Origin of the sequence: Methanosarcina sp. UBA411 (assembly GCF_002495725.1) — an archaeon.
Lineage (GTDB): Archaea > Halobacteriota > Methanosarcinia > Methanosarcinales > Methanosarcinaceae > Methanosarcina.
In genome coordinates this window covers 78,416-99,461 of sequence record NZ_DAGK01000035.1, presented here as the reverse complement: position 1 = coordinate 99,461, position 21,046 = coordinate 78,416, and the positions used below count along the sequence as shown (strand labels likewise).

Annotated in this window: 15 protein-coding genes and 1 pseudogene; 6 read left to right on the top strand and 10 right to left on the bottom strand. The window is 42.5% G+C overall.

Annotation, left to right across the window (positions count from 1 at the left end; all coding sequences use genetic code 11):
* A partial coding sequence (locus BP861_RS15350; protein ID WP_292376885.1) for a PQQ-binding-like beta-propeller repeat protein occupies positions 1–1,157 on the bottom strand: 1,157 nt, incomplete at its 3' end.
* Positions 1,158–2,067: 910 nt separating this feature from the next.
* Here BP861_RS15350 and BP861_RS15345 point away from each other — a divergent pair.
* Entirely contained in the window at positions 2,068–4,875 is a 2,808-nt protein-coding gene (locus tag BP861_RS15345; RefSeq protein WP_292376884.1) for a cation-translocating P-type ATPase, read from the top strand.
* Positions 4,876–4,925: 50 nt separating this feature from the next.
* On the opposite strand, the gene BP861_RS15340 is transcribed toward BP861_RS15345, so the two are convergent.
* The gene (locus tag BP861_RS15340; RefSeq protein ID WP_292376883.1) at positions 4,926–5,636 is read right to left on the bottom strand and encodes a sulfite exporter TauE/SafE family protein; all 711 of its coding nucleotides are present in this window, start codon (positions 5,634–5,636) and stop codon (positions 4,926–4,928) included.
* Positions 5,637–6,933: 1,297 nt separating this feature from the next.
* Here BP861_RS15340 and BP861_RS15335 point away from each other — a divergent pair.
* Positions 6,934–8,985 (top strand): heavy metal translocating P-type ATPase, encoded by a 2,052-nt coding sequence (locus BP861_RS15335; RefSeq protein ID WP_394339187.1) that lies wholly within the window; start codon positions 6,934–6,936, stop codon positions 8,983–8,985.
* 56 nt (positions 8,986–9,041) lie between these two features.
* Here the strand turns inward: BP861_RS15335 and BP861_RS15330 are convergent, their stop codons facing one another.
* From BP861_RS15330 to BP861_RS15315, 4 genes are all read right to left on the bottom strand, one after another.
* On the bottom strand, positions 9,042–9,260 hold the full coding sequence (locus tag BP861_RS15330; protein ID WP_292376881.1) for a PLDc N-terminal domain-containing protein: 219 nt from the start codon (positions 9,258–9,260) through the stop codon (positions 9,042–9,044).
* 288 nt (positions 9,261–9,548) lie between these two features.
* Positions 9,549–10,898, bottom strand: coding sequence for an MFS transporter (locus tag BP861_RS15325; protein ID WP_292376880.1), 1,350 nt, complete (start codon positions 10,896–10,898; stop codon positions 9,549–9,551).
* A gap of 93 nt (positions 10,899–10,991) precedes the next feature.
* On the bottom strand, positions 10,992–11,342 hold the full coding sequence (locus tag BP861_RS15320; protein WP_292376879.1) for a hypothetical protein: 351 nt from the start codon (positions 11,340–11,342) through the stop codon (positions 10,992–10,994).
* Positions 11,343–11,614: 272 nt separating this feature from the next.
* A complete protein-coding gene (locus tag BP861_RS15315) occupies positions 11,615–11,983 on the bottom strand; it encodes a hypothetical protein (RefSeq protein WP_292376878.1) in 369 nt (122 codons plus the stop codon).
* A 485-nt stretch (positions 11,984–12,468) separates the two neighbouring features.
* Between BP861_RS15315 and BP861_RS15310 the strand changes: the two genes are divergently transcribed.
* Together BP861_RS15310 and BP861_RS15305 are read left to right on the top strand one after the other, a co-directional pair.
* Entirely contained in the window at positions 12,469–13,026 is a 558-nt protein-coding gene (locus BP861_RS15310) for a TATA-box-binding protein (protein ID WP_292376877.1), read from the top strand.
* An 82-nt stretch (positions 13,027–13,108) separates the two neighbouring features.
* A complete protein-coding gene (locus BP861_RS15305) occupies positions 13,109–13,321 on the top strand; it encodes a hypothetical protein (RefSeq protein WP_292376876.1) in 213 nt (70 codons plus the stop codon).
* A gap of 135 nt (positions 13,322–13,456) precedes the next feature.
* Here the strand turns inward: BP861_RS15305 and BP861_RS15300 are convergent.
* Positions 13,457–13,549 (bottom strand): annotated as a pseudogene (locus BP861_RS15300) (CRISPR-associated protein Cas1); the annotation flags it as partial.
* Positions 13,550–14,479: 930 nt separating this feature from the next.
* Here BP861_RS15300 and BP861_RS15295 point away from each other — a divergent pair.
* Positions 14,480–15,415 carry a hypothetical protein gene (locus tag BP861_RS15295; protein ID WP_292376875.1) on the top strand — a complete coding sequence of 312 codons (936 nt, stop codon included), beginning with the start codon at positions 14,480–14,482 and terminating at the stop codon, positions 15,413–15,415.
* Between the two features lie 74 nt (positions 15,416–15,489).
* Positions 15,490–15,780, top strand: a complete 291-nt coding sequence (locus BP861_RS15290) for a hypothetical protein (protein WP_292376874.1) — start codon at positions 15,490–15,492, stop codon at positions 15,778–15,780.
* Positions 15,781–16,327: 547 nt separating this feature from the next.
* Here BP861_RS15290 and BP861_RS15285 read toward each other — a convergent pair.
* The 3 genes from BP861_RS15285 to BP861_RS15275 form a co-directional block, all read right to left on the bottom strand.
* On the bottom strand, positions 16,328–17,806 hold the full coding sequence (locus tag BP861_RS15285) for a phenylalanine--tRNA ligase subunit alpha (RefSeq protein WP_292376873.1): 1,479 nt from the start codon (positions 17,804–17,806) through the stop codon (positions 16,328–16,330).
* Between the two features lie 113 nt (positions 17,807–17,919).
* Complete coding sequence (locus BP861_RS15280) at positions 17,920–19,395, bottom strand: tryptophan--tRNA ligase (protein WP_292376872.1); 1,476 nt, start codon at positions 19,393–19,395, stop codon at positions 17,920–17,922.
* Positions 19,396–19,741: 346 nt separating this feature from the next.
* Positions 19,742–20,968, bottom strand: a complete 1,227-nt coding sequence (locus BP861_RS15275) for a radical SAM protein (RefSeq protein ID WP_292376871.1) — start codon at positions 20,966–20,968, stop codon at positions 19,742–19,744.
* Between the last annotated feature and the right edge of the window lie 78 nt (positions 20,969–21,046).

Genomic DNA, 21,046 nt, shown 5'->3' with positions numbered 1-21,046 from the left:
CCCTGATTGCTTACAGCCACATACAGGTTATTTTCATCAAAGGCTGAATATGCCATAACTCCACCGCTTACACTGGGCCAGACCGGTCCACTGCCGTTTGGCATGGCCGGAACGTCTACGCGGTAAAGATAAGCTACGTTCGTCCACCAGATTGGTTTTCCTGTATCTGAGTCCATTGCCATAACATCTCCTCTCTTGTTGTGGCCAATCACTATTTTCTCAGAGCAATTGGTAGAGTTAATAGTAACCAGATTAGTTCCCCAGCAGGTATCCCAATCGTGAGTATCTGGAATTGTGACGTTTAGAACTGTACCTGTCTCTATTAGGGGTGTCGCCCATATGATCTTACCAGTCGTTATATTAACAGCAATCACATTGTTTGCATACTGATTCTCCCCAGGTCTGCTGGATGCATCAAAGTCAGGCGCAGGATTGCCACAGGGCAGATAGACTACACCTTTATCAGTATCGATAGCTCCACCCGTCCATACTGTGGCGCCGCCGTTAACACTGGAGTTCTCTCCCTCAACCCATTCACCCACTGCAGTATAGGTCTGCCAGACTATTTTGCCAGTATTTTTATTGAGGGCAGTCACTGTTCCTATTGTAGGAGCAGGACCTTCAAGAACTACATCTCCAAATGCAGATCCAAGAATCAGATAATCCTTCCATACGAGTGGAGGTGAGGTAACAGCGAATGATCCTCCCAGAGGCTGCAAGGCAGGCGATTCCCAGATTTTCTTGCCGTTCTCAGCATTTAGAGCTACTACAGTTCCGTTAGGTCCGGTTGGAGCGTAAATCACTCCGTTGTCGTAGGCTACTCCATGGGCAGGATATAAAGACGATACGTTATGGTCATACTTCCACTTGTTCAGGCCAGTCTCCATATCAAAAGCAATAACCTCGGAATTGTTATTCTGAACATAGCCCGTCTTTCCTATTATCAAAGGTGGATTCTCAATCACAGCTCCCGTGTTGAGAATCCACTTAACCTCTAGTTGATTTACATTGTCTTTGCCTATCTGCGTCTGATTGCTGTGCCTGGACATGGAATCATCATAATTAATCGTATTCCAATTCTGGCCCACTGCAATAGCTGAGCAGGTTATTGTAATTAAGATGAGAGACGCTAAGATTAGCGTTAACTTTTGCTTCACCACACCACCTCTTTGTAAAATTGCCACCCTCGGAATTTGAGGAATCTGCTTTAAACCGATAGGTAAAACCTGTAAGAATTTTCATTCTACGGTACTAAAATTAGACAGATCTTCTCGCGTGATAAATAATACTCATAATCTCCAAAGGTTAGGCTATTCCTACTCCAAATGGTAAATATAATGAGCTTTTTATTATTAATCTTTTTATTTATATGCTGATCAATTAAAAACCTAAGCATTTTATAAATAGAAAACGAAAATCATTATTACTGAGCTTATTTTAAAAGCTAAGCTACTAGTTTTTTATTCATCTGCCCAAGTCTTGAAGATTAAAACTCTTACGAAAAATCTTGAGCCCTATTCAAAAAAGCATCTGAGTTGGAGGTCATACTTAACCTGCTAACCTATGTCAGACTCTGATATAGACTGCCTGCTTATGCGTGTTCTCATTTAGTTTGTTAACTGCTCATCCGTTGCTGCAGCTGGTATAAAGCCTAATATTCAATCTTCTAGTCTTAAGTTCTAACTGTCACACACTTCGGTTTCTGCCGTCTACAGAGTGAGCTACCTATTAAATTTTTGCATCCGGTTTAATATCATAAAATTTTATAAAAATCATTAATTTATGTGATTACTACAGTATATAGACTATAAAAATGGGATTATAGGTATAAAGAAGGGAATTTCAAAAGATGGTTTCACTTTCAAATTCCTGTTAGTAGCTTGGCTAATTGGCTGGAACAAAAACTTTCGCCGCTGGTGACTCCTTGCGTCAGAATAACAGTCAATACATGACCTCTACAAGCCACTTTATAATTTCCAGCATCAGGAGGATAGCTGAGCAATCCAATCCTCTGATAACTTATGTGTTAAGCCCAAGGGCAACGAAAATGAATCAAAGATGAGGATTATGACCATTGAGCAGGATCAGATTATCCCTTATCGGCAGTCGGCTAACGAAGTGTTAATCGCGCTTGGCACGGATGCACGGACTGGTTTGAGCAAAGAGGAAGCACGGTTACGTCTCGATAAATATGGCAAGAACGAGCTGACAGCAGAAAAGCCCGTGCCTGCCTGGAGAAAATTTCTGGCGCAGTTTCAAGATGTACTCGTTATCCTGCTTCTTATTGCAACACTTATTTCTGCAGGAATGTGGCTGTATGAACGAAATTCGGCCCTGCCTTACGAAGCAATTGCTATCTTCGCAGTTGTACTACTCAATGCGATCATGGGCTATGTTCAGCAGTCCCGAGCTGAGGAAGCTATTGCGGCGCTGCGCCAGATGACAGCGGCACAGGCCAGTGTTATTCGGGACGGTACGCGGCAGAGTGTTCCGGCGACTGAGATTGTGCCCGGCGACATTATCATCATCGAAGAAGGCGACACTATCCCGGCGGATGCTCGAGTGATTCAGTCAACTGCACTTCAAACGGCCGAAGCGGCACTGACTGGCGAGAGCCTGCCTGTTTTGAAAGATGATATCCCTATTGCAGAAGAGGTCGGACTTGGCGACCGCGATAATATGATCTTTAGCGGTACTGTGGCTGTTTACGGTCACGGGCGTGCAGTGGTTACAGCAACCGGAATGCAGACCGAGATGGGACGCATTGCAGGGATGCTCAAAGAAGCGCCTGTAGAAACCACACCACTGCAAAAGGAACTTCACCGCGTTGGCAAACTGCTCGGAATCATCGTTATTGTTATTGCTGTCGTGATAATTGCAACCATTCTCCTGGTTGAAGATATAAGGGGTTTCTCAGCTCTTTTTGAGGTGCTCATTTTAGGTGTGGCGCTCGCAGTCGCGGCTGTGCCTGAAAGCCTGCCTGCGGTGGTGACAGTCGTGCTTTCTCTCGGTGTTCAGCGCATGGCGCGAAAAAACGCCATTGTGCGCCATCTGGCGGCTGTCGAGACTCTTGGTTCGGCTAATGTCATCGCCTCCGATAAAACGGGCACGCTCACGAAGAACGAAATGACTGTACTTACGATAGTCACCGCGAGTGGGCGCGTCAATTTTGAAGGTACGGGTTATGCTCCAGAAGGCGAGGTGCGTAGAGAAGGAGGAGGGAAGCTTGATGGCGCGCTCCAATTTGAGTTAGTGCGTGCACTTGCAGCCGCTGACCGCGCTAGCAATGCAGTGTTGCATGAACGCGATGGACGCTGGGCGGTACATGGCGACCCGACCGAAGGAGCATTGATTGTTGCGGCACGCAAAGCCGGGCTGGAAGCTGAGGCTCTCAATGCACGGCTGGAACGAATTGGGGAAGTGCCTTTTTCTTCAGAGCGCAAACTGATGAGCACGGTTCATAGTGATACTGAGCAGGAGGAACGGTTGCTTTCCTTCACCAAAGGCGCCCCGGATATATTGCTTGCTCGCTGTACACAGGAGCTTGTAGGAGATGATATCAAGCCTCTGACTGAGGAACGCCGCGCAGAAATTTTGAAGAGTAATGAAGAACTTGCCGGTAAAGCTTTACGAACACTTGCTGTCGCTTCCCGCACGCTGCCAAAAGATGCGTTTAAGCAGGAAGAGTTTGATGAACACGTCGAGAAAGACCTCATCTTCTTGGGATTGATCGGCATGATTGATCCGCCGCGCAGGGAGGCTAAAGATGCAGTTGCACGTGCCATGGCTGCGGGTATTCGTCCGATAATGATAACAGGCGATCATCCTAAAACTGCTACAGTTATTGCTGAAGAACTCGGCATTCCCACTCACGGGCAGGCTGTTACGGGTGCTGAGCTTGAGAAGATGCCTGAGGAAAAGCTTGACCAGACGGTTCGGGAAGTCTCGGTCTATGCACGCGTTAACCCAGAACACAAGCTTCGGATCGTGAAAGCTTTACAACGCCAGGGAGCAATTGTGGCAATGACGGGCGATGGGGTTAATGATGCGCCCGCTTTGAAAACGGCCGATATCGGGGTTGCAATGGGCATTACTGGAACGGATGTTTCCAAAGAAGCCTCCGATGTTGTGCTCGCGGACGATAATTTCGCGACTATTGTAGGAGCTGTAGAAGAGGGGCGTGCTATCTTCTCTAATATTCGTAAGTTCCTGCGCTACCTGCTTTCCTCAAACCTCGGGGAAGTGATGATAATGTTTTTCGGCTTGCTGCTGGCAGATATTATAGGGCTGACCGCCGACGGCGGAGCCGGGATAGTACTGCCTCTGCTCGCAACTCAAATCCTGTGGATCAACCTTGTTTCGGACGGCCCACCTGCACTTGCACTCGGAGTAGACCCGTCTGAGCCGGGATTGATGAAAGAACCGCCGCGCCCGCGAGAAGAAGGAGTGATAACCCGTAGCATGTGGGCCGGCAACCTCTTTACCGGTATAATCATGGCAGCTGGGACGCTGTTCGTACTGGATGCCAGTTTACCCGGAGGTTTGGTTGAAGGCTCAGGCAGCCTGCAATATGCACAGACGATGGCTTTTAACACAGTGGTTTTCTTCTCGCTTTTCGTCGTTTTCAATGCGCGTTCGGATAAGCAAAGCGCATTTGTCGGCTTGTTCTCTAACAAATGGCTTTGGGGCGCAGTTATCTTGTCGCTTCTGCTGCAGATAGCAGTCATTTACTTCCCGTTTTTGCAGCAGGCTTTCTCGACCGTGAGCTTGAGTCCTGGAGATTGGCTACTCTGCGCGGCGGTAGCGAGTTCGGCGTTGTGGTTGCGAGAATTAAGCAAAATTGTCATACGTGCGAGGGAGAACCGAATAAAATGAGATCTCGCGTCAGATGATTTCGGATCTGTTTTCTAGCTTCGATCCACGGATTAAATCAGCATATAAGCCCCAACCACGCAAAGGAGAACAGCCACGTATTTTTGAAAAATTTCTTTTTTCATGTTTTTAATGAGGCTGTTTGCTGCATAAGTTCCAAATATCATGGCAAGCCCCATGAGAAGTCCAAGATTAATAGTATTTGGAGGGAGATTCACAAGTTTTCCATACACGATGATTTTAGTTATGTGCATTGCAGTTGCGGTCGCAGCTTCACTTGCTATATAAGCTACCGGGGGCAAGCCAAAGGAAAGAAATACTGCAGCTCCAATCGGCCCGGCGCTTCCTGCAAGTCCAGACAGCAAGCCGGTCACTGCCCCTCCGAGGATAAGCGTTTTATCATTCGGTTTGAATTTTAATATCCTAAAATACCTTAAAAATACAAACAAAATTAAAACAGCACCTATTATCCTTGTTACGGTGCTTTTTGAGCTAATTGAAAACCCAAAAGCTCCAAGTGCGGATAATGGAACTGCCGTCATAGAAAATAAGAAAACCTTTTTCCATTCAATCTGGTTTAGTCCGAACGCCATTCTTGACAGGTTGCCAATCAATTGCGCAATTGTAAGTACCGGAACCGCAAGTTCTGCACCTATGTACAGGGTTAACACAGGCAAAAGCAAAAGCGCACCTCCAAAGCCGGCAGCGCCAGAAATTAATGCGGCAATAAAGCTTGATAATATTAAAACTGTATACATTTCCATTAATAATGTTCCTTTCTCAAATTTGCACTATTTCTTTTGTTCCTTTTATAAACCCGTAAACCATAACCCTCGATTTTATATATGTCTTTAATCTGGAAAGCTGGCAGGTTACAAAAATAAGCAAAGTGATGTAAACAGAAATATCGTGCATAGATTTTGGTTTCTTAATCATTATATTGTGTTTTTAAATTTCAAAACATTTTAATTTATTTTCCTCCATATATAAGACAATTCGATAAGTTTATTATATTTGGGCACGTAGATTAAATTATGACTTTCTTGCCTCCAGATTATGGGTCTATTAGTTATATTCCTCTGGACATAGCCTTTAGGGATACTATCTTTATTGGGGTCTTTAGCGTCATTATGTTCTTTATTTTGGTCCTCTCTGTGCGTAATAATATTCGAAGAGCACAGAGCAGTTAAATATCTTCTCACGAGTGTGTTTTGGTTTATTTCCCTTTTAGAATGGCTTGAAGTAGCTTAGTTTTGGCTTTTTCCCTGCACTTGTTTATAACCTTTTTAAATATTCTTCTAATGTTTTTTTTCAGGTTTTTCAGATTCTTCTATGGTTTTTCTATAATTTTCTAATTTTATCCTCTAATGTCGATATTTTTAATAAAATATCAATAAAATACATGACTTGAGTTTTTTTCACAATATATGACTAAGTATACCCAATAACGATAGTAAAAAAACTATTTTTATTATACTTTTCTTATATATTTCTCAAAATTAACCTCGGTAAACTCTAATATTCACTTTTCACATTACCGCACTAAAAGATTCATTATTTTTCTCCACTCAGGATATTTGGATCTTTTAACCTCTAATATATCAGAAACTTTAATATATTTAAAAACAAAATTAAAATCAGGGGAATTGGGAAGATATGAAGGCTGAAGAAAAGGGAGTGAACACCGGTTTTTCTAAAACTCAAGAAAATAAACCCTCTTATCGCGATAAAGAGAAAAATTTTGTAAGGGATACGTCAGGAAATTCCCATAGATCTCACGAAGGAAGCGGGAATAAATCTGCTGGAAATATAGTGCATCAGGGTCTTCCAGAAGCTCGAACGATGCGTACCGAAGAGAAATCTCCGGCGTATGGACAACATGAGGAAATAAGGCATGGGGGCCCTGAGCGGCATGAAGGAATGAAACCCAAACAGCACAGCGAAATTAAACATGAGGACCATGAACCACAAGAAAAACTGATACATGAGGAACGTGGCGGAACGGAACATAAACAGCATGAGGAGATAAATCATGAGCATCGTGGTCTGAAACATGAAAAAATGAAGCACGAAGAGAAGCATGAAGGAATGGAACACAAAGGCCATGAGGCGGCCGGTGGGAAAGATCACGCCAACCATCATACCCAAATGCTTGAAGATTTCAGAAGAAGATTTATTGTTTCTTTTGTGTTAACTTTTCCAGTTTTGGTACTTTCGCCTACAATTCAGGCCTTTTTCAACTTTGAGCTTCACGTTCCGGGTGCGGATTACCTTACTTTTTTCCTTTCCTCTATTGTGTATTTCTATGGTGGGTATCCGTTTCTCAGGGGGATTAAAGAGGAGCTTTCCGAAAAATCTCCTGGAATGATGACCCTTATAGCCATTGCAATCAGCGTGGCTTATTTTTATAGCTCGGCTGTAGTTTTCGGGCTTCATGGAGAGGTGTTTTTCTGGGAGCTTGTAACCCTTATCGATGTAATGCTACTCGGGCACTGGCTGGAAATGCGTTCGGTTATGGGAGCTTCGAGAGCCCTTGAGGAACTTGTAAAAATTATGCCATCGGTTGCCCACTTGAAGAAAGATGGAGAAGTGATTGATGTCGCGATTGAGCAGCTAGAAGTCGGGGATAAGGTTTTGATAAAACCTGGGGAAAAAGTGCCTGTGGACGGGACTATTGTCGAGGGAACGAGCAGCGTCAACGAATCCATGCTTACCGGGGAATCGAAGCCTGTTTCGAAAAAGCCGGGAAATGACGTTATCGGCGGCTCAATTAACGGAGAGGCAGCTTTTGTCGTCAGGGTAGAAAAGACCGGAAAAGATACCTATCTCAGCCAGGTTGTTGAACTCGTCAGGGCTGCCCAGGAAAGCAAATCAAAAACCCAGGATCTGGCAAACCAGGCTGCCATGTATCTCACGATAATAGCCCTTACTGTGGGTACTCTCACTTTTATTCTCTGGACCCTTTTCGGCCAGCAGCTTGTCTTTGCTCTGGAAAGGGCAGTGACTGTAATGGTTATTACCTGTCCGCACGCTCTTGGGCTAGCAATCCCTCTGGTAGTTGCAGTTTCAACGTCCATTGCCGCAAAATCTGGGCTTCTTATCCGGGACAGGCAGGCATTTGAAAGAGCACGTAATCTTCAGGCTATTATTTTTGACAAAACCGGTACACTTACCGAAGGTCGATTTGGGGTTACGGATGTAGTTTCTCTTGTAGTTTCTGTTTCAGGCGAGGAAAATCGATTCGGAGAGTACGAAAAGGATAATAAAAGAATCTTAAGCCTTGCAGCCTCTCTGGAAGCCAGTTCGGAACATCCTATTGCAACAGGCATTCTGGAAAGTGCCCAGGAAAAAGGAATACAAATTCAACCCGTGGAGGAATTCAGTTCTATTCCGGGAAAAGGTGTACAGGGGCTCATTGAAGGAAAAAAATTCCTTGTTGTGAGCCCTGGTTATCTTGAAGAAAATGGAATTTCTCTCAAAAATGAGAAAATTGAAGAAATCAAAGCACAGGGAAAGACTGTTGTGTTCCTGCTTGAGGGAGATAGGGTACTCGGAGCATTTGCACTTGCCGACATTGTCAGGAAAGAATCCAAGGAAGCTATCTCAAAACTTAAAAGTATGGGAATAAAGTGCCTCATGCTTACAGGCGATAATCGCTATGTTGCAGCCTGGGTATCCCAGGAACTGGAGCTTGACGATTATTTCGCAGAAGTCCTTCCTCATGAGAAAGCCGCGAAGGTCAGGGAAGTCCAGGCGCAGTACATTACTGGCATGGTTGGGGATGGAGTTAATGATGCTCCTGCCCTGGCTCAGGCTGATATCGGGATATCCATAGGAGCAGGTACGGACGTTGCAATCGAAACCGCTGACATAGTCCTGGTAAAAAACGATCCGAGAGATGTGGTTAATATTATCGGGCTTTCTAGGAAAACTTACTCCAAGATGTATCAGAATCTTCTCTGGGCAACAGGATACAACGTTTTTGCCATTCCACTTGCAGCCGGGGTACTCTATGGATACGGGATTTTACTGAGCCCTGCTATGGGTGCAGTTTTCATGAGCCTAAGCACCGTTATCGTAGCAATAAATGCTCAAATTTTAAAGATGGGGTGATTAATGCGGGTAAAATTTACAGTTTAAACAGTTACCAATTTTAATTTCTGTCTGCTTCATTCCCCTAGCTCTAGATGCCTCTTAGGGCGTCGAATAAGATAGTATAGAAAAGCTCCTATGATATAGGTTAAAACAATAATTATGACCCAGATCAGGCGTGTATTTCCTATATCTGTCTCCTTTTTCACACAGTCAATAAGAGTCCATACCCAGAAAACAAAGGAAAGCAAACCAATAAATGCGGAAAGAATAAAAACATAAGAAAAGCCGATCATTTTACTCGTCTCGAATTTTTATCTTTCATTTATGTAAATATATTAATAACTCGCAAAAATTATTGATTATAATGAGATTTTAACACTTAAATATTTGTTTATTATAGACTTTTTGATTTTATTCAATTAATTTGTTAACTAAAATTCTATTGGACTTTTAAACGTCTATTTATGTTCAAATTTTATGTCAACTTCCAAATCTTCAAACTCAGTCCATTCTTCCAATATTTTGATATTTAACTGATCCTGAGATCTGGTTTTTATCTGTCTCAAAATTAGATCTATTTGTTATCTACTCTTCAAAATCCTCTGTTCTTCAAAACGCCTAAGCCTGAAATTGAGTAAAAAAACAGTGTAGATTACCAGACCTGCAATTAAAAAAGAGGTTCCTGAAAGTGTTTCATATAAAAGGCCGCCAAGGATAAGTCCGGTAATGCTTGCAAGGCCTCCGAAACTGCTGGCAACACCCTGTATTGTTCCCTGGTACTTTCTTCCTGCAACTTTTGATAAAAGAGAGAGAAAGGAAGGCCACATAAGCCCGTCTCCAAGCGCGAAAAACCCTGCTGCAAGGTAGGTAAGGAAAAGGTTCCCAGGAATGAGAAGCAAAAAATTCGTACCGAGAATCAGGCTTCCGAAGATTATGAGGGTTGCATCCGAATGTTTTCTTGAAACCCTGGGAAGTAAAGTACTCTGTACAATTATAAGAAGCCCGCTCAGCACCGTGAAGTAAATGCCCATTTTCGCAATGCTCCAGTTGAGCGCTGATATCGCGTGCAGGGGAAAAGCCGTGTAGAACACATTGTATCCAAGGTCGATTAGAAAGTACAGGCAAAGCATATAAGGGATATATGGAAGTCTCAGGATCTCCATGAATTCAGGTTTTTTTATTCCCGTTGCGGTTCTGCATTCCCTTATCTCATAACCGAAGATTTTCCTTACATTCTCGGCTTCTTCAGGCCCCTCAAGAGCGCACTCTTTACTTTCGGGAACATTAAACATAATCAGCAGTGTTCCGATAAGTGAGATTACTATTGCTCCAAGTACAGGAGCTACATCCCCATACGCGGTTACGCTCAATATTCCAGCAAGGGCAGGCCCAACTATGAATCCCAGGTTCTCGGAAATCGACATCTTCCCGAAATTCCGGCTCCTATCTCTTTCTGCAGTAATATCGGCCAGATAAGCATTGGCTACCGATACATTTCCTCCAGTCAGTCCGTCAAGAGCTCTGGCAAAAAAGAGCACTGCAAGGGGCAGGGTAACGGTAAAAGCTCCCAGGATTCCGGAATCTATTTTAAATAAGCTTACTACTGGAAGAAAAAGAGCCCCAAGGAAAATGATCCATGAAAGCAAAGTCCCTAACTGGCTTAAAAACAGGATCTTTTTACGACCGTAGGTGTCAGACCACCTGCCCAGAATAGGGGCTCCAATTAGCTGAAAAGCCGGATACATCGAACTTGCCAGTCCGTAAATGAAAGCGTTCCCTCCCAGTCGGCTAACCAGAAACACCAGAAACGGGAGTACGATGCTGAATCCGAGCGTGCTTATGAAATTGACAGCGAGAATTGGAAGAAGAGAAATTTTTTCTCCGGTAAGAGAGTCTGGAGTATTTTCCTGGTTTTTGCTTTCTTTTTTCATGGCTCCTCAGGGTTCGTTTTCGGAAACCTTTTCCCAGGGCTTAAGGTTCCCTTCTTCTTTTCATATGACCGGTATTTAGTTTTCAGATAACAGCTACTTCTTTAGGATAGTTGCCTCTTTAATTCCCAGAATATCAGCCCAGGCCCGTTTCCCACACCTCGGGCACCTGAGGTATTTTTTATTTACACCATTGGGGCTGATGAAATCTTCAAGCGTTGAAATCTCGAACACCTCACCGCATCCGGGACAGAGATAGGCAAAGTTTTTTGCATGCCATGCCACAAGCAAGGCAAGTCCTCCGGCTACTATTATAAGCCAGAGATACCAGTAACCCGGAAGCAGGAAAAACGACAATATCATAATTACTACTATGAACGCAAAAATTACCTGAGCTGTTCCGTACCAATCGCTCCGCGTGATTTCCCAATACTTGTTTCTGTTCATAGCTCACCCCCCACTTCTACTCCCTTTTTCTTTATTAGCGAATAATTTATACTGGAAAATAGGATTTGCAGTTATTTAATGCAAATCTTTTCAAAAAAGGTTTGACCGCAAACCTTTTCAAAAAAGGCTTGAGCGAAAACGGCTCAATGGTGTAATTACCAGAAAAACGGTTTAAAGCAAATCTTTTCAAAAAAGTTTGATCAAAATCGAAGAATGCCTTATTAAATTTGTTATAAATAGGTAAAAGTTAGAAAAGAAATCTTTCTTTTCAGTTATTTTGTCTTTACTACAAGTCCTTCGATCATATCTTCGGAGTACCAGACCAGAACCTCCAGACGTTCCGAACATCTGCAGAAGGCATCCTGCACAGAGACCTGAGTTCCAAGGTCTGGGTTGTCTAGGTGTCTCCAATCATCGCTAACAAAGAGCCATAAACTTCTTACGCTGCCTGGGGGGTAAGGCATCAGTTCAAGCCAGTACCGGGTGGCTATACCAGTTTTCGCAGTTGCTCTAGGTCGTGATTCGACTGCATTCTGACCTTCCGGGGCACTTGGTAATTCTTTAGGGGCAGTCACGGATTCTGATTGAGATTCTGATGGGTGCCCTAATGGACTATTTGTTTCTGATGGGATATTTGTCATTATTTACCCCTTTTAGTTTAATTGCTAACTCAATATGTTCGTTCCTGATTTCACCAATTAGTATACTATATACTTATATATTTACTAAAGAAAATATGTTTAGAAACTAAAATCCCGTAAGGTATATACCTCCTCGATTCTCGTGACCTTGGCTGGCCGCAGCTTTTTACTCCTGTTGGATTAAAAAGAATTCATACTACTTAGGTTCTTCAAAAAGTTCCGGACAATTCTCTTTTAGTGGTATGAGGAGTTCGTAGTCTAATTCTGTAATGTACAATTAATAGGCTTTGAACTAAAATAACCATTACTATATGAGCCTATCCGAAAAGTGGTTACCTACTATAACTTTCCATTAACAAAATGCAAAACCGGAACGGATGCCCGGATATTATATACATATTGTGACTTTTCGACATGCATTACTGACTTTTCGGATAGGCTCTAAACCGAAGATCAGAACTATAGAACTTCCATATACGTGCTGTATGGAATCCACAGTAATTTTAGAGAACGTGGTGGCATCTACAGCGTTGGCAGAAGATTTCAACCTGGAAAAAATGATGGAGTCTGGGCTGGAAGGCGCAGAATATAACAAAAAGAAGTTCCCCGGTCTCGTCTACAGAATAGAGAATCCCAAGGCTGCCTTTCTAATTTTCACTTCCGGAAAAGTGGTATGCACTGGAGCTAAGAGCATCGAGAACGCTCATGCGGCCATAATCACTCTGGCTAACACACTAAAGGATATCGGCTTCGATAAAATATATCCAGAACCTGAAGTTCATGTTCAGAACATTGTAGCTAGTGCTGATTTGAAAACAACCCTTAACCTGAACACCATTGCTATAGCTTTTGGTCTGGAGAATGTCGAATACGAGCCAGAAGTATTTCCTGGGCTTATTTATAGGGTCGAGGCTCCCAAGGTCGTAGTGCTTGTGTTCAGCTCTGGCAAACTGGTAATCACAGGTGGCAAAACTCCGGAGGATTGCGATGAGGGTCTGCGGATCGTCAGGACAGAGTTCGACAACTTAGGACTTCTTTATTAAATATATCCTTAAAGTCTCGTAAACTCGTAACGAATACCACATACAAAAATGGGAAGTAAATAAGAGAATAAGAGGGAAAAATATGCATATAACCAACAAGACAGAAACAGAAGACATGTTATTTGAATTTACATTTTCTCACTCCGGTTCACCTGAAAACTTATTTAATCAGACCCTAGTATACATTTTAAGAGGAAAAGATGGCTTAGATTTTGCAGAAATAAATATATCCCATATAATTACAAGAACAGGCAACTTTGAAGAAAGAAAAATATCACAACGGTACATTGAATAGCTAGGGAATTAAAAACAGGCTCTAAAATTCCAGACTCTACTTAAGCTGTATTTATAATTTTACTATAAAATTTACATTTTTACATTTTACAGTAAATATATACACATTTTACTTTTGAGTTGAAACCAACGCCTTCTACCTATTCACCCTTTCCAGAACATGGCTGTTAAGAGTAAACGGTTTATCACTTTTAGCATTTTGTTTCATGTAATGTAAAGTTCCCTTAGAGGCTGTCTTAAAATTAAATAATCCTTTTTTCCTGCTTAGAGCCTATCTAAAAAGTGTTGTTACCTACTGTAACTTTCCATTAACAAAATGCAAAACCGGAACGGATGCCCGGATATTTAGACTTATTGTAACTTTTCAGCATGCATTACTGACTTTTCGGATAGGCTCTATTAGAAAATACCCTACTTAAAAATAGGATTACAGATCTTGTGTCGTGTTGTTGGTCACGGGGGCCAATAGATAATAAAATAAGATGGCTAATTTAAATGAATTTTTATAATTCTATTTTAGCATGCTCTTATAGTGAGTATAACGATACCATAAAGTATAATTAAAAGTGTCTATGCATTTCTTACTGCGTTTTTCCATATCAAAGATAGGATTATTCTCTGGATTTCTGTTGAATGTTTAGGAGATAACTAGATGAAGGACTGTGGTGAAAAAAATAATATTTCCGCAGTTTGATACTATAATTTTTACCTTTGCGTACCAGTTTCCCGGGAATTTCTCAGAAAGAAGGAAAATAAAGTCAAAAATTCTTACTATGGGAGAGATTCACTGGAATATATTGAGTCTCACGTAAGGGAAATATAAAAATATCTACTTATAAATATGTTAACCTGTCGAATCTAGGATAATAATATATATTAACACAAATTTATACTGATAAATGAAAAATTACTAATATTTATATTTTCATTCAATATAAGAAGTTACTTCCAAAAAATACTGAATATAAAATGTCTTGGAATTCTGACAGTGTGCCGATTTTTCTGTATAATCATAATCTTTAGAAGGTGTTGGGTCAAAAATCCGATATCGCAAGATCAATTTCATCGACAGTGTACGAAAATTTGATTTGGAATTTACAGTAAATTCGCAATACTGCCAAAGTCATAAAACTGAACCAAAATTTGGGGAATACATAGAATGAAAGGGCAAATAAAAAACACATTGGCTATTTTGCTTGCAATCTTATTTGCATTGGCGTTATCAGGTGCAATAGCAGGTGCCGAACCCATTTCAACCAACGACGACAACGTTGTGCCACCAGAATATAATCCAGTTTGGAGCAAGTGGGAAAGTCTCGGTGGAGAACTTACTGAAGGTGTAGCTGTTTCCTCCTGGGCACCCAATCGGTTGGATTGCTTCGCAGTTGGAGCTGATAGAACACTGCAGCACAAGTGGTTTGATGGCACCTGGCACGACTGGGAAGATCTAGGCGGTGAACTGTATTCTGCACCCGCAGCTGTTTCATGGGATTCAAATCGTATCGATATTTTCGCTATAGGCAAAGATAAATCACTGCATCATAAGTGGTATGATGGCTCCTGGCATGACTGGGAAAGTCTTGGCGGAGAACTTACTGAAGGTGTAGCCGTCTCCTCTTGGGAACCCAATCGATTGGATTGTTTCGCAGTTGGAGCTAATAGAACACTGCAGCACAAGTGGTTTGATGGCACCTGGCACGATTGGGAAGATCTAGGTGGTGAACTGTATTCTGCACCTGCAGCCGTTTCGTGGGATTCAAATCGTATCGATATTGTCGCTATAGGCAAAGATAAATCTATGCAGCACAAGTGGTTTGATGGCTCCTGGCATGGCTGGGAAAATCTCGGTGGAGAACTCACTGAAGGTGTAGCTATCTCTTCTTGGGAACCCCATCGATTGGATTGTTTTGCCGTTGGAAATGATTATCAGACACTGCATCATAAGTGGTATGATGGCTCCTCCTGGCATGATTGGATCTGTAGAGGTGGGAAACTATATTCTGCTCCTACAGCCGTCTCGTGGGAGTCACATCGTATCGATATTTTCGCTATAGGTAATAATACATCTATGGATCATAAGTGGTATGGTCAGTAACTTAATAATAATATATTAATTATGTATTAATTATATTTCATTACTGATACAACAAGGTGAATAGCTCCTCCTTTTTGGCGGATAAAATTCTCCAATTCTCGATCCCTAAGAAAAGTTTGAGAATTGTGAATCATGCTGAAAAAGGAGGAATTATTTTGGTTGTGGTGCAAAAATCTGGTCATCTTTTTTATCCAGCTGATGTTTTAACATTTTTAAATGTCAGTAAATCTCTCAAAATCTATTTAAATCCAGTAATTTTTGCTTCTCTTGCCGATGTTTTATATTTAATACCTCTTCATTGGCCATCGGTTAACGAGTTTTATGCACAACTTCGAATACCACGTATAGCGATTTTTCTAACATAATTTATAGATTACATAAAAATAGCAATTTTGGGGATTCTACACCTTAATCAAATCCGCATAAAATAGAATATAAAACTTTAAATTTTATGTAGAAAACCGGATCATAAAGCCAATTTATATATTACAAAATGTATGTTTCTGTCAAATTCCGAGAATTACAGATTTTTTCCGTCATAAGATATAAAATGCTTCCAGGCTTTATGATAACTGGCAAAAAGACCTTAAAAAGATCCTTACTTAAAAAGATCCTTATCTAGATATATCGAATCATTATCTTCTTTTATATAGCCCTCTATTATTTCCTATTGGTCAGACCTTGATGCATATACCACACGGTGAGAAATGTGGCGCTTGTTTAATTTAGCACCATAAGAGGAACAGGCTTTCTTATCTGTTAGTCACTGGGTAATCTTCCTTATTAAGAGTATTCAATGAGCACATTTTTACACAACGCATACAGCGGGGTTTACCAGTGCAGCTTTTTATTTAAAACTAAAAATAAAAATTTTGACCTGAGAGTTTCAGGTTACAACCCTCAGTTCAGATCTCAGGTCCTACAAACTTCACTTTTTCTGAGCCAGTCAATATCGGACTGGTACAGGAGCCTGAGGTCTTTAAGTCCCAGTTTCAGCATGGCAAGCCGGCTGACCCCTAGTCCCCAGGCAAGGACAGGGTCTTTAATCCCTAAAGGTTCGGCAACTTCTTTTCTGAAAACGCCTGCCCCTCCAAGTTCAACCCAACCCAGGCCGTCCACATAAACCTCGGGCTCCACGCTCGGTTCGGTGTACGGGAAATAGCCGGGGCGGAAGCGGACTTCTTCGAATCCCATCCTGTGGTAAAATTCTGCCAGTAAGCCAAGCAGGTCTGCAAAAGACATATCCTTGTCCATTACAACCCCTTCAAGCTGCTCGAACTCCGGGGTATGGGTAGGGTCAATTGTTTCCCTGCGGTAAGCTCTGTCAATGCAGAAAGCTTTTACAGGTGATTTGGGGTGGTCAGCCAGATACTTGACAGTAACGGATGTTGTGTGGGTTCTCAGAACATTGCGTTTTGCAAGTTCCCTGTCCCATATTCCGCCCCAGCCACAGGAATCAATTTCTCCTCCGTGCTCGTGCATTGCAGCAACATTTTCGAAGTATTCACCCGGAAGCTGGCAGGTGCTGTCCAGGTGAAAAGTATCCTGCATATCCCTTGCAGGATGGTCTTGGGGCTGGAAAAGGGCATCGAAATTCCAGAAGGAACTTTGGATTATCCCACCTTTGATCTCGGTAAAGCCCATTTCCAGGAATATCTGGCGCATCTGCTCTATAAGGCGCCTGTAAGGATGGATTTTGGCCCCGTAAAGGGATTTAGGAGTAATATCGAGACGGTAAGGCCTGAACTTTTTCTCCTTCCAGGCACCGCTCTTCAGTAAATCGGGTGTGATCTGAGCAATTTCTTCTTCAAGGACAAGCCCCTGGGAGGCAAGCGCATTTCCTGCACCAGTTATGGAAACCGTCCTGAACTTTTCTTCGTGTTTTATGATAATTTTACGCTTGAGCAGATCCTTTATTGTTCCTTCGTCGGATCCGAGCTCTTCAAGGGTCTTTGCTTTTCCTGTGAAAACTGCAAGGGCTTCTTCGTCTTTTCCTGCATTCACTTTTCCCGACGGTACCATTACCCCGTTTTCAACTTTCGCCCATCCTTTTTTTACGAGCCAGCCAGTTGCAATTCCTACCATTTGCGGAGAGAAATGGCTTCTCAATTCTTCAAGTGAGGTAGGTTTTTTCAGGAAATCAATAATCTGGCGCTCTGGAAGCCCGTTTTTTGTGTACTCTTCCCCTTCCTTTGTAAGGGAATAGCGTTCGAGTACCTTTTCGGAGACTGAAACCAGCCCTTTTTCCTCAAGCATGAAGGCTGCCTGCATTGCCGCATCCACCTGCAGCCCTGATTTCTCCTCCAGCCTTTCGGGAGCCGCGGACCCTATATCCTCAAGGGCAAGCAAGACCTTTTTCTCGTTGATTGTGAGATTATCCTGAATACTCATACATGATCACATCCTAACGTTCCTGATAATATTAAGAGTTTGATAAACTTATAACTGACCGATTTTTATAATATTTAATTTGTAACCTTATAAACTAAATTTATTTTATAAAGTTACTTTTTGTAAATTATTTTATATTCATTGAGTTTTTCCCTTGCAAGTTCCCGCTTCTCTTGATGGTCTTTGAGGAATTCGTACATCTTTTCGGCTGCAAGCTGTTTGCATGACCCACACATCCTAGTTCCACAGACACATTCCTCTCTTATTTCCATAAGTTCATCATCATCTTCTACCAAGTGGAAAAGCATGAGTTCGAAAACAGAGCATTCCTCGGGTTTTCCACCAAGTTTTTTCTGCTCCTCAAGAGTCATACATCCCCCGGTCTTTGCCCTCTTCACTTTTTTTGCGCCTTCTTTTGGGTCGTCAGTAAGAGCGATATGACTGTCAGGGATGCTGCTTGACATCTTTCCTCCCTGCAACCCGCTCATAAAGCGGTGATAAGTAGATGCAGGAGGAATGAAAGCATAGCCTTCGAATTCAGCGGCAACTTCTGCTACGATCTCGTCCAGCATCTTTTGGGTGAGTTTCCATACTTTTCTGAAAACAAAGTATTCTTCGTACCCTGAGAATTCATAAGGTTTAATTTCACTGGCGAATTTCGAGATCTCTTTAAGCTCAGCAGTAAAGTATCTCTTTTTCTCAGGCTGGTTTATTTGCAAAACAAATCTTTCCAGGAACGGATAGTCAGGAGTTTGAAGTATATCCAGGTGCTCTTCATAGAGTTTCACCTTCCCAGGAATGCGTTTTTTAAGCTCTTGTAACGCTTCCTTCGGGGCTCCCTTGCCGCGCACGCTCAGGTATTTCCCGCCATTTGCGTTTTCTCTCTCCTCTACCCTGAACATGCTCATCTTGCCTGCAAGCCCTCGCGTCAGCCGAAGGTGAGGGTCCTGGTCTGGCCCAACAGGCACCACAACCGGTTTTGGGCCTCCAAACTCTTCGAGTTGAGGCTGGAGGATATCGGCAGCCTGGGTTGCCACACTGATCATATGAGAGAGGTTTGTCTCTCCTGAAAAACCGTAAATTGCACTCAGTTCCGAGAAGTTGACCTTGACCCCGAGTTCAAATGCCAGGTCTTTGACGCTTTCACAGCCTGACTGGAAGTAAATAAGGCCGTCGGGCTTAAAACCGAGAGCGATAAGGCTTAATATATATTCTTCTACCCCTATTTGCCTGCATTTCTGCCAGGAAAAGCCGCGTACCGAGAAAGCCTCCCTATCCGCAATCCCGACAAAAGCCGATGCTCCCATTTGCTGGTGCCAGATTATCTGGTCCATAACCATCTTGTGCCCGAGGTGAATCTTCCCTGAAGGCATAAAACCGTCCATAACCGAAAAAGGGGCACCTGTCCTCATGGCCTCTGCAATCTGTTCGTAATCACGGTGCCCGAAGATAACTCTTCTCCGCATATACATATGTGGGGAAGGGATTTCAGGAAGCACATCATCAAATGGAGAAATCCCGAATTCTTCGAATAACTTGGAATAATCATTAATCTCGCTTGAACTCCACGGGTCAAGTTTATTCGTCATTAAATCCCTCATTACTGCCAGTTTTCTGGAGGAAAACCTCAGGCAGACAGCTTTTTCTTACTGAAATATTAAAGATATGAACGCAGTTACAGCTAAACTGCCCTCTAAAATTACCTGCTAATATGTAAATGTTTATCTTCGGGCAGCCAGTTCTAGGCTGATACCGGATTTCTAGCAGGATATTATTTTTCTAGCAAAGTACTTGCTTTCCAGTGGATGCTGCTTTTACTTCTTCTGGCTTGCCGTATCCATATAGAAAAAAACAGGCTAAGTGGAATCTCAGTAAAGATTTCTAAAGTGAAAACACTATAAAAACATATAAAAATATCTCTTAAAGTTTCCCTTTTCATTTTCTGCAAACCTTTTCGAAAGGATATGGCGGTTTTGCTCCTTCCGGAATCCTGTCAACAAACTCCAGAAACTCCGGATCGTGCATCGGGGCCAGGCTTTTCTGCTTCTGGAAGTAAGGATAGCTCCTTATTTTCTTCCAGGCGTCTTTTAAAGATTCTTCTTTTATATTCCCAAAACTGAAAGGCGGATAAGGGCCGGCTTTTACATCTCCGTCTGCCGTTATATGCATCCAGCGCCTGCCTTCCATTGCTCCCAACATCTGACCTTCAAAATAAGTATTCGCAAACATACGCGGGCCATCTGGGCTGGAATTTATCCTGTGGTACATCTCAAGGATATTTTTCCTATCCTCATCAGTAAGTACAGGCTCACCCCTGGTTTTGGGCATCGCCTCCCAGACTGAAAATTCATGGACTCCGAGTTCCAAGGCAAGGGAATAAAGAGCAGGCAGTTCCTTAATATTTGAAGGAGACGCGTGTGTTGTCATTACAACCATGAGCCCGGCTTCAAGTGCAAGTTTTATGGCAGAAACTGCTCTTTCATATGCTCCCCTGGAATTTCGGGCAGCATCGTGTTTTTCAGGATCAGTTGAGTAAATGCCCACCATGAGGGAATGGAGCCCGGCGTCCTTCAGGCGGAAAGCAGTATCTGCTGAAAAATCCGTGCCCCAGGTGGAACAGTTTACTATAGCTCGTTTTTTGTCCACATACCTTATAAGCTCAAAAACCTCTTCTCTTAAGAGAGGATCATTTTCGGTAAATGTGATAATGAAAGTACCGGATTCCAAAGCCTCATCTATTATTCTTTTTATAGCATCCTTATGAAGTTCGTCTTCAACTGTTCCTGGCGGATATCTCGAACTGTTCTGGCGGGTAAGTTCAATTGATACGGTTTCAGGAATATATTTTCCGAGAGCTATCTGTATCTCCGCAAAAATAAGGCGCTTGAAGGCGGGGCTAGGTATCGGTGGGAGCCAGGCCGAGGCAATAACCCTGTTCTCCTCTACGAGGGCTAGCTTTTCCTCCTTTAAGCGGGAATTCATCTTTTTCAGGATAGGACTAAAAGCTGCTTTCAGGGTCCTGTTTGCCTTAAGTTCCAGGATATCGCCGGTATGCCGGAGGTTTACTGACAGCCCGGGCATCGAGAGGATTTCTATATTTTTCTTCTTTGCTTGAATCTCTCTCAATGAAACTTCCGGCGTATCCTTTTTTTCAGCAGTCATTTTTCCTCACAGGTTCTTGATTTGCCTGTTGGATATTTATAATCAACCCCTTTGAAAAAAGACTTGAAAAAAAACCCT